8 protein-coding genes are annotated in these 10723 nt (G+C 41.2%); 7 read left to right on the top strand and 1 reads right to left on the bottom strand.

Going from position 1 to position 10723, the window contains the following annotated elements; genetic code table 11:
* Window positions 1–56 precede the first annotated feature (56 nt).
* From IQ242_RS07845 to IQ242_RS07865, 6 genes are all read left to right on the top strand, one after another.
* Complete coding sequence (locus IQ242_RS07845) at window positions 57–1505, top strand: pitrilysin family protein (protein ID WP_193959576.1); 1449 nt, start codon at window positions 57–59, stop codon at window positions 1503–1505.
* A gap of 136 nt (window positions 1506–1641) precedes the next feature.
* Window positions 1642–2898, top strand: coding sequence for an ATP/GTP-binding protein (locus tag IQ242_RS07850; protein ID WP_193959577.1), 1257 nt, complete (start codon window positions 1642–1644; stop codon window positions 2896–2898).
* On the top strand, window positions 2891–3541 hold the full coding sequence (locus IQ242_RS07855) for an RloB family protein (RefSeq protein WP_193959578.1): 651 nt from the start codon (window positions 2891–2893) through the stop codon (window positions 3539–3541). Before IQ242_RS07850 ends, IQ242_RS07855 begins: the two co-directional genes overlap by 8 nt.
* A gap of 233 nt (window positions 3542–3774) precedes the next feature.
* The gene (ppsA, locus tag IQ242_RS07860; RefSeq protein ID WP_193959579.1) at window positions 3775–6216 is read left to right on the top strand and encodes a phosphoenolpyruvate synthase; all 2442 of its coding nucleotides are present in this window, start codon (window positions 3775–3777) and stop codon (window positions 6214–6216) included.
* A 437-nt stretch (window positions 6217–6653) separates the two neighbouring features.
* On the top strand, window positions 6654–7376 hold the full coding sequence (locus tag IQ242_RS25970; RefSeq protein WP_228020876.1) for a hypothetical protein: 723 nt from the start codon (window positions 6654–6656) through the stop codon (window positions 7374–7376).
* Between the two features lie 35 nt (window positions 7377–7411).
* Complete coding sequence (locus IQ242_RS07865; protein ID WP_228020877.1) at window positions 7412–8989, top strand: GUN4 domain-containing protein; 1578 nt, start codon at window positions 7412–7414, stop codon at window positions 8987–8989.
* 188 nt (window positions 8990–9177) lie between these two features.
* On the opposite strand, the gene cbiE is transcribed toward IQ242_RS07865, so the two are convergent.
* Window positions 9178–10446 carry a precorrin-6y C5,15-methyltransferase (decarboxylating) subunit CbiE gene (gene cbiE / locus IQ242_RS07870; RefSeq protein WP_193959580.1) on the bottom strand — a complete coding sequence of 423 codons (1269 nt, stop codon included), beginning with the start codon at window positions 10444–10446 and terminating at the stop codon, window positions 9178–9180.
* A gap of 63 nt (window positions 10447–10509) precedes the next feature.
* Here cbiE and IQ242_RS07875 point away from each other — a divergent pair.
* The coding region (locus tag IQ242_RS07875) for a DUF3782 domain-containing protein (protein WP_193959581.1) at window positions 10510–10723 on the top strand (214 nt) is incomplete at its 3' end.

Here is a 10723-nt window from a genome sequence, read left to right on the forward strand (position 1 = left end):
CCCCAACACCCTAACACCCTAAAACCTAAAACCTAAAACCTAAAATAAATATAATCATGAAAAAACGCTTACAATGGCTAGGTTTAATCCTGCTCACCCTGATAGGTGTCCTAGCTTTTCGTTCCCCGGCAATTGCCCAAACCCCGCGACATTTTACCGATTTAACTTTTCCTCCCCTTCCTGAAGTTACAGTTCCCCAATACGAGCGCTATCAACTAGATAATGGTATGGTGGTTTATTTAGTGGAGGATCCCAGCTTACCTTTAGTGAGTGGTACGGCGATGATTCGGACGGGAGGAAGATTAGAACCGGGGGAAAAAGTCGGATTAGCCGATATTACTGGAACCGTGCTGCGTAGTGGTGGCACGGAAAAACATCCTTCTAATGTCTTAAATCAAGTATTAGAACAAAGAGCAGCCCTCGTAGAAACCTCGATCGATCTTAACGCTGGAACTGCTAGTTTTAGCGCCCTTAGTGAAGATTTAGAAGCAGTTTTTAATCTCTTTGCTGAGGTTTTGCGTTCCCCAGCTTTTGAAAGTCAGAGGGTGGAATTAGCTAAAGTTCAGGAAAAAGGAGCGATTGCTCGACGTAATGATGATCCCAGTGATATTGCTAGTCGGGAGTTTAAAAAGCTAGTCTATGGTGATAATAGCCCCTACGCTCGTACTGTAGAATATAGCACTTTAGCTAATATTGACCGTCAGGATTTAATCGATTTTTATCGTACCTATGTCCGTCCCGACCAAATAATTTTAGGAATTGTCGGTGATTTTGATTCTCAGTCGATGAAAGCATTAATCAATAAGACTTTTGGCGATTGGAAAAATCCCGCCACTACCCCTAAAATTGTCACCCCTTCGGCAACCCAAAAAAATCTTCAAGGTGTTTTTGTCGTCAATCAACCCCAATTAACCCAGAGTAGCGTTTTATTAGGTCATCTTGGGGGCCGTTTGGATAGTCCCGACTATCCTGCTTTAACGGTATTAAATGAGATTTTAAGCGGTTTTGGTGGTCGTTTATTTAATGAAGTGCGCTCCCGTCAAGGATTAGCTTATTCTGTCTATGGTGTCTGGAATAGTCGTTATGATTATCCCGGTTTATTTATTGCCGGAGGTCAAACTCGCACCGATGCCACCGTACCTTTTATTAAGGCAATTTTAGGCGAAATCGAGCGCCTTCGCAATCAACCCGTTACTGCCAAAGAATTAGAAGACGCTAAAAATGCTATTCTCAATTCTTTTGTTTTTAAGTTTGAGAAACCTGGTCAGAATTTATCGCGATTGATGACCTATGAATACTATGGTTATCCCCAAGATTTTATCTTCCGTTATCAACAAGCGGTCAAAGGGGTGACAATTGCCGATATTCAACGAGTGGCCCAACAATATCTGCAACCGAATCAAATTGTGACTCTTGTGGTGGGTAATGAACAGGAAATTCAACCTCCTTTATCCAGTTTGGGAACTACGGTTAAAACTGTTGATGTCACCATTACACAACTATAAATAAATGTAGAGATGTCGGGTGTGTTACATGACGCTAACACACCTGAGAAAAATTTCCTTTTAAATGTTGACAAATTGCCTATCATAAAAGCATAGTCTTCATCAATTACCCAGAGACTTTTAGGGTTAGTATGTAATGCTCATCGAATTTAGTGTCGGTAATTATCGGTCTTTTAAGGATGTAGTTACTCTCAGTATGGTGGCTGCAGATGAAGCTGCAGATAATGATGAGCTTGATAAAAATAATGTTTTTAAGGTTAATCAGAATTTTAGTTTACTAAAAAGTGCTGCTATTTATGGAGCAAATGCTAGTGGTAAGAGTAATTTGATTCTGGCCTTATATTTTATGCAAAGTTTTGTTATTAATTCCTCGAAATTACAAATTACAGATAAGATAGATTTAGAAAAATTTCGATTAAGTTCTGAAACCGAAGATAAACCTTCTTTTTTTAAGATAGTTTTTTATCTAGATAATAAGACCTATGAATATAGCTTTGAAGTCACTCAAGAGCGAGTAATTTCTGAGGGGTTATCTTGCACTCCTAAAACTCGTAAAACTAATATATTTAGTCGGGAAAAAGATAAAATTAAATATAGCAAAAGTCTGATGAAGGGCAAAGATGTCAAAGATTTAACTAAAAAAAACACCTTATTTCTATCGATTGCTGCTCAGTTTAATGATCCGTTAGCAGGTAAGATTTTACTCTGGTTTAGTAGGTTAAAGATTATATCGGGTTCGCAACTTGAAAATTTAAGACAGCTATCTATTGACTATCTTTCTAGAGAGCAAAATCTTAAAAATGAAATCGTTTCCTTAATTAAAAAATTAGATTTGAGTATTAAGGATATGAGTATAGAAGTGGGACGGAAACCCCTAGATAATTTTCATAAGGATATTCCAGATACAGTTTACAACTCCATTGAAACCTATCATGAAAAGTATGATTTAGATGGAAAGGTAATCGGGTTAGAAAGCTTTCAACTGAATAAACATGAGTCGCGTGGCACTCAGAAATTATTTGCCTTATTAGCACCTATTTTATCGGTTTTAAAAGCAAGTGAGGTATTGATAATTGATGAACTGGATTCCCTACTGCATCCCTTAATGGCAATAGCAATTATTGGATTATTTAACTCTCAACAAACAAACCCTAAAAATGCTCAACTTATTTTTGCTACTCATGATGTTAATTTACTTAGTAATCAACTGTTTAGGAGAGATCAAATCTGGTTTACCGAAAAAAATCGCCAAGAAGCAACGGATTTATATTCTCTGGTCGAATTTGATATTGATAATAATGCTTCCTTTGAACAAGATTATATTCAAGGTCGCTATGGTGCCATACCTTTTATTGGTGATTTAAGCAAAGTTATCGGTGATTATTATGGCTAAAAAAGATGGTAATTATAGTTATTTAAAACGTCAAGCTAACAAGAGACAGCCAAGGGAAACATTTTTGATTGTTTGTGAAGGAGAAAAAACTGAATACTATTACTTTACTTGTTTGAGAGAAGATTTAAAATCTAATAACATTAAAATAAAAGTTAAGGGAGAAGGTCAAAATACCTTGAGTTTAGTCAAGAAAGCAATTAATATTAAAAACAATGAAAAATCAGCATCTTACGATCAAGTTTGGTGTGTTTTTGATAAAGATAATTATACCAAAGAGCAATTTAATCAAGCTGAGAGACTTGCCCAAAAAGAAAATATCAAGATTGCCTATTCTAATGAAGCCTTTGAAATTTGGTATATTTTACACTTTCAATATCTTGATACTGCTACACCTAGAGATAGATACGGGAGTATTTTAACTAATCAAATGAGAAAACTTGGATTAGTTGGCGAGAAAGAAAAATATGAAAAAAACCGAGAGAATATCTATGAAAAATTAAAGCCTTATCAGCCGACAGCGATTATCAACGCCGAAAAACTTATTAAACGGCGAGATGAATTAAAACAACATCCTTTTGATCCCCATCCTTCCACTACCGTACATGAATTAGTGAGGGAACTCAATAAAAATAGTCGATCTTAAACTTAACTATTTTGAGATAACTAAGGCTATCATTGAGGAAAGTTACTGTTGAGACTCCTGATTAGTTTATTAATTTTTGTATCAACTAGCTAGACAATTAAACCCTTTAGAGATAGGGTGATCGTAGCTGGGTTTGCTATTATAGAGTTTTGTAAATAAATATCAAACTCAAGGATTTTTGAAGATGGTATGTCGCTAAACTGAAAGTATAGAGTACAGAGGTAAAAATACTTATGATGCTACTACAAGATGTTGCGAGAACCTCTAGAGAACAAGCATTAATTCTGTGGTTTGAAGAAGTGGACAGCAAAGATGTGGGGTTAGTCGGTGGCAAAAACTCCTCCTTAGGCGAAATGATCCAACAATTAACCCCGAAAGGGATTAATGTCCCCACAGGATTCGCCACCACCGCTTACGCTTACCGTCACTTTGTCGAAAAAGCCGGACTAGACGCACAATTAAGACAAATTTTCCAAGATTTAGACGAAAACGATGTGCAGAACTTGCAGGAAAAAGGTAAACAAGCACGCACATTAATCCTCAATACACCGTTCCCCGATGATTTAAGTCATGCGATCGCTATTGCCTATCGCCGACTCTGTGAACGTTATGGCGATGATCTCTATCATTCCATCGATGTGGCCGTTCGATCGAGCGCCACTGCCGAAGACTTACCAGAAGCGAGTTTTGCCGGACAACAGGAAACCTATCTCAACGTGCAGGGAGTGAGGGGAGTTTTAGAAGCTTGTCATAAATGTTTTGCCTCTTTATTCACCGATCGCGCTATTTCCTACCGTCATCATAACGGTTTCGATCACTTTGCCGTCGCCCTTTCCGTCGGTGTCCAAAAAATGGTGCGTTCAGATCTAGCCACCTCCGGGGTGATGTTTTCCATCGATACGGAAACAGGGTTCAAAAATGCCGCTTTAATCACGGCAGCCTACGGTTTAGGGGAAAATGTCGTGCAAGGTGCTGTTAACCCCGACGAATATCTGGTTTTTAAACCCACTCTTAAAAACGGTTACAAACCCATCCTCGAAAAACGCCTCGGCAGTAAAGCGATCAAAATGATCTACGATGATGGAGGATCGCGTCTAACCAAGAATATCCGAGTTAACAAGCTAGAACAGGATCAATTCTGCATTAGTGACCAAGAAATCCTCACTTTAGCCCGTTGGACGACCCAAATCGAGGAACATTACTCGCAAGTGCGCGGAACCTACACCCCCATGGACATCGAATGGGCAAAAGATGGGATCACGGGAGAACTGTTTATCGTTCAGGCGCGTCCAGAAACCGTACAATCGCAAAAAGCCGCTAATATCCTTAAATCCTACGAGATTAAGCAAAGAAGTCAAGTTTTAGCGGTGGGACGGAGTGTAGGTGCGGCAATCGGTCAAGGAAAAGCCAGAGTCATCCTCAGTGTAGATAAAATTAACAACTTTAAACCGGGAGAAGTTCTCGTCACCAATCGCACGGATCCCGACTGGGAACCGATTATGAAACAAGCAAGCGCGATCGTGACTAATCAGGGTGGTCGTACTTGCCATGCCGCTATTATCGCACGAGAAATGGGCATTCCGGCGATCGTGGGTTGCAATAATGCCACGGAAACGATTAAAACCGGTCAGGAAGTCACCGTTTGCTGTGCGGAAGGGGATGAAGGGAAAGTTTACCTCGGATTGCTACCCTTTGAAATTCTTGAAACTCCCCTGGACAATTTGCCCCAAACTCGGACAAAAATCCTCATGAATATCGGTAATCCCGAAAAAGCCTTCGCTTTTGCCGATATTCCTGCCCAAGGGGTCGGTTTAGCGCGTCTAGAATTCATTATCGCTAACCATATTCAGGCCCACCCCAGCGCTTTGCTGAAATTCCACGAATTGGAAGAAGGAGACGTAAAAGACCAAATCGCCGAATTAACCAAACACTACGAGGATAAACCCCAATTTTTCGTCGATAAATTGGCCCGGGGAATTGCCATGATTGCAGCCGCATTCTACCCCAAAGATGTAATTGTGCGGATGTCCGATTTCAAATCCAATGAATACGCTAATTTATTGGGTGGCAAACCCTTTGAACCCAAGGAAGAAAACCCGATGATCGGTTGGCGCGGCGCTTCCCGTTATACTGATCCTAATTATCGCGAGGCTTTTGCTTTGGAATGTCGGGCGCTGAAAATGGTCAGGGAAGAAATGGGATTAACTAATGTGATTCCGATGATTCCTTTCTGTCGTACCCCCGAAGAAGGGATGAGAGTCCTTGAAGAAATGGCGAAAAATGGTCTCGAACGCGGGGTTAATGGTTTGCAAGTTTATGTGATGTGTGAGTTACCAAGTAATGTAATTCTTGCTGACCAATTTGCTCAGGTGTTTGACGGATTTTCGATCGGTTCTAATGATTTGACCCAATTAACCTTAGGATTAGATCGGGATTCTGCCCTAGTTGCCCATCTTTTTGATGAACGGAATGAGGGAGTTAAACGCATGGTGAAAATGGCTATTGAAACCGCTAAAGCCCATAATCGCAAAATCGGTATCTGTGGTCAAGCCCCCAGTGATTACCCCGAATTCGCCCAATTTTTAGTGGAATTAGGCATCGATTCTATCAGTCTTAATCCTGATTCTGTCCTCAAAACTTTATTGATGGTGGCAGCAGTGGAGAAAGGACAATAGTTTAGTGATAAAGGTGGGCAAGTCCCACCTTTTTTTGTACTAAGCCAACTAACTTCATCATACTGAAAATACCTATAGCCCACTATGGCTATTTTTTAGTTGTCTCTTAACAAAGATTAACTTTAAACTGCGATTAAGAGATAAACTTAGATTTCGTCAGGATTAAGGCCTAATTCCCGCAGTTTATTGGCTAATCGTTCCGCTCGTTGTTTTTCCTCATTATAGCTAGTGAAAGCTTGTCCATCGGGATAAAAAAGCAACATTTCCGGTTCGATCCCCCCTTAATCCCCCCTTGATAAGGGGGGTGCCGATCCCCCCTTAATCCCCCCTTGATAAGGGGGGTGTCTGATAATTTTTAACGCCTACCTACTTATAAGCCAATAACACCACTCCCAAGGGGTCTAATATAATTAGAGGAGGTTGATCAAAGGGGGTTTATGGACGATAAAACCACAAAGCCGGAAGAATCCGAATCTGAAGAGAAAAAAGAATCAGATTTTGAACAGGAAAGTAAACAGGCTCAAGTTTGGACGGGAAAAATCACTGCTTTTGTTGCCCATCAACTCCGAACCTCCGCTCCTTCCCTTCCAATTATCGGGGGTAGCATTACAGGCATCTTAACTTGGCTTAGTCAACATGACACGGTTAACGCGATTATTGTCGGGGGAGTCACCTTTATCGTCACGGGCTTTTTTACCTACGGATCAGCCTGGAGTAAAGCGTTTTTAGAAGTGGCAAGAACCAAAGGTAAAGATCACGGTAAAGGTACAGCTTTAAGCTTTTTTGTTTGGCTAGACAAAGGACTGGAAAAAATACGTTGGCAATTAGCTAATCCTGACGGGAAATATTTAATTAAATTACGGGATTCAGATTGTCGTTATGATGATATTGAAGGGATTGAAGATGCAATCTTTGGTTTTTCTACCCCAGAACTGGAAGAAATTTTTATTAATTTGGATCTGAGTCAATTAGAACTGCGCTCAGAAGAAGAATCTAAAGGTACGGGGGATGATATTTGGGATTTATTGCGACGGGCTAAAAAGAGGACAAATTTACGGTTGTTAATTCTGGCTCCTGGTGGACGAGGAAAAACAACTTTATTGCGTCATTTAGCCTATAACTACGCTCTAAAACAACCGAAACAAAATGCACCTTTTTAATTCCTGTCTTTTTACGTTTACGGAGATGGCAGGAATTGATTACCACCACAGAAGAATTGGATTTACCGACCTTAATTGAGCGACATCTTAAACAAGATATTTCTCAAGAATTAGATTTACCTCAGAACTGGGCTAAAAGTCATTTAACCCGTCAGCGAATGTTAGTGATGTTTGATGGTTTTGATGAAGTTAAACCCGAATATGCCGAAAAAGTCAGTCAATGGATTGGCAAACAGTGGCAAGATTTTCGCCAAAACTATTTTATTTTAACCTCTCGTCCCAAAGGCTATCAAGCGTTTAGCTCTGAGCATAAACCTCGGCAAAAGGTGTTTATTAATGAATTTACCGATAAAAATATTCATGATTTTGTGTATAAATGGTATTTCTGGCAAGAGCAGGAAACCAGAGTTAGCAGAAGTTTAAAATCAAAACAAGAAGCTGCCGACAATAAAGCAAAGGATTTAATTAATCAGTTATTTGCTCTCGATGATTCCGGGGAAAGTTCTACTCTATTAGCCTTGGCGAGAAATCCCTTAAATCTGAATATGATAGTACAGTTACATCGGGCAAACTTTGGCTCGGAACAAAAATTACCTCAGCAACGAGTGGATTTATTTCGCCGAATTTTTGATCTGCAATTGATCACTCGCCCTCAAGCTAGGGGCATTGATATGATTTTAGATAATAATGAGGAAAATCATCGTCAACGGGTATTACAACAATTAGCCCTGAAAATGGGAAATACAACCACGATTGAATATTCGGAATTACTGAGTTCTACACAAAATTTTATTCAGGAATTGGGTTATCCTGAAAGCACTTCGGCTAAGGATTTTGTAGAGCGGTTAATTCATGTGAGTGAGTTAATTTTGAAAAAAGATGAATACTATGAGTTTGCCCATAATCTTTTTCAGTCTTATTTAATCGCTTTGGAAGTTAAACGGTTAAAACAAGAAAATTTACTCAAGGAAAATTGGGAGCAAAATCTCTGGTACGAGGCTTGCATTATGTATGCCACTTTATTGACTAATCCGACTGATTTTATTGTCTATTTTTATAATCAATCTAATCCTAAAGCTCAGGGATTAGCGGAGCGATGTTATCGAGAATTACCTGTTAAAAAACGTCGAGGTTTGGAATTTTTAGAACAAAAACGACAGACTTCTCTCTTTACCCAACTAGAAACCTATCTGAAAAATGGGCAATGGCGCGAAGCCGATGAGGAAACGGCGCGGTTAATGTTGTTAATTGCTAAAAGGGAAGATGAAGGCTGGCTAGATGAAGAAAGCATTAACAACTTTCCCTGTGAAGAGTTACGCACCATTGATAAGCTCTGGGTAGATAATAGCGGCGGCAAATTTGGCTTTTCTGTGCAGAAAAAAGTCTGGCTGGATTGCGGTGGTGTCCCAGGGGAATACGATTATGATGTGTATAAAAAATTCGCTGACGAGGTGGGTTGGCGCAGGTGGCGCAGGAGCGGACACTGGTTGAGCTATGATGAGCTAACTTTTTTATTAAACAGTAGTAAACACGCACATTTGCCTTTTTTTAAGTGGTTCCCTAGTAAGTACGCAAGGGCTGGTTATGCTCTTTTCTGGCGCAGCGACTTGTAACCTGTAATATATCACAGACTTATACATCTTAAACCAGTAAAAAGCCCCCCTTGATAAGGGGGGCTTTGATCCTTCTTGATCAGGGGGATCTGACAATTTTTAACACCTAACTAATTAGACAGGAAAAGAATAGCCAAAAAATTCTATCTACAACTTTTGCAACAGGGATCAAGGACAAAATCAAGGATTTACAATCTCGGTTTCAGAACAGTCCACTGGGTTACGGAGGCCATGGCTTTCCAACCTAAAAACTTGCCGACTGGTTCGGCTTTTTCAATGCCAATTCGCAGCAGTTCCCCCCCTAATTTACTATGCCATTGCAAGAGGACTAATTCGCTTTCAATTGTAACAGTGTTAGCAACAAGACGACCCCCGGAGCGCAGGGCTAACCAACAGGTTTCCAATAGCTGGGGTGTGGTGATACCGCCACCAATAAAAATAGCGTCCGGTTGCGGTAAATCTTCCAGGGCGCTCGGTGCGATTCCGGCGACGATTTGCAGGTGAGGCGTTCCCAAGGCGGCGGCATTATCGGCAATGTATTGTAATCTGGTGGGATGATGTTCGATCGCAATAGCCTGGCAACGGCGATCGCTCCGCAGCCACTCAATGGCAATGGAACCACAACCTGCCCCCACATCCCAGAGCAATTGTCCGGGTAGGGGAGCCAATGTACTCAGAGTGATAGCACGAACTTCTCTTTTTGTCAACTGGCCGTCATGATGGTAAGCAGAATCCGGCAGTCCGGGAAGGCGCGGCGCCAGGGTGGGGGGATGGGAGGAGATGCAGCTAATGGCGATGACATTTAAATCCGCCAGCTCTGTAAATTGCCAATCGTTGGCGATGCCTTGAATGTGGCGTTCTAGGGTTCCCCCTAGATGTTCTAAAACCGTGATGGAACTTTCGCCAAAACCTCTCTCCCGGAGCAGCCGAGCAGCGATCGCTGGAGTCTGGGCATCGGCACTCAGTACCAGCAGTTTAGCGCCGGGATAAAGCACCCCATTCAACCAAGCCGGAGGGCGACCGCACAAACTCAAAGTTTCCACTTCACTCAGAGACCAACCCAAACGACTACAGGCAAGACTGAAGGCAGAAGGAGAGGGAATAATCGTCATTTCCTCAAGGGGAATCTGACGGGTGAGGGTGACACCAATCCCGTAGCACATGGGATCACCACTGGCCAAAACACAGACGGATTGACCACGAAGGCGGATAATCTCGTTCACAGAGTCTTGAATAGGAGAAGTCCAGAGCAGTTTTTGCCGTCGATCCTCTGGGGGTAACATTGCCAGATGACGTTCACCACCGACAATAACTGATGCTAAAGAAAGCAGACTTCGGCCCACTGAACTTAACCCTTCTAAGCCATCTTCACCAATTCCTATGATCGATAGCCATTTCGACTGACAATTGCGATCCGCCATATTAAAAAAAATCGCTACTATTTCATTATCTGCCATCAGGCTCTATCCTTCAAACAAGATATAATCGGGTTAGTGCCAAGTTAATTTAGAGGAAAAATTATGACCACCACCGCCGATGACGTTTGGAGATTATTAGCCGAATTAGTAGAAGCTCAAAAAGAAACCGAGCGACGCTTTCAAGCAACTGATCGCCAAATTACCAGACTCAGTCAAGAAATTGGTAATCTTGGCGGTAAATGGGGACGTTTTGTCGAAAATATGGTAGCCCCCGCTTGTGAGACTTTATTTTTAAATCGTGATATTCCCGTACATC

This window comes from Microcystis sp. LEGE 08355 (assembly GCF_015207185.1).
Lineage (GTDB): Bacteria > Cyanobacteriota > Cyanobacteriia > Cyanobacteriales > Microcystaceae > Microcystis > Microcystis panniformis.

Coding starts and splice junctions, on each gene's coding strand:
- IQ242_RS07855 (WP_193959578.1), top strand. CDS start 2,891: ATGGCTAAAAAAGATGGTAATTATAGTTATTTAAAACGTCAAGCTAAC.
- IQ242_RS07850 (WP_193959577.1), top strand. CDS start 1,642: ATGCTCATCGAATTTAGTGTCGGTAATTATCGGTCTTTTAAGGATGTA.
- IQ242_RS07845 (WP_193959576.1), top strand. CDS start 57: ATGAAAAAACGCTTACAATGGCTAGGTTTAATCCTGCTCACCCTGATA.
- ppsA (WP_193959579.1), top strand. CDS start 3,775: ATGATGCTACTACAAGATGTTGCGAGAACCTCTAGAGAACAAGCATTA.
- cbiE (WP_193959580.1), bottom strand. CDS start 10,446: ATGGCAGATAATGAAATAGTAGCGATTTTTTTTAATATGGCGGATCGC.
- IQ242_RS25970 (WP_228020876.1), top strand. CDS start 6,654: ATGGACGATAAAACCACAAAGCCGGAAGAATCCGAATCTGAAGAGAAA.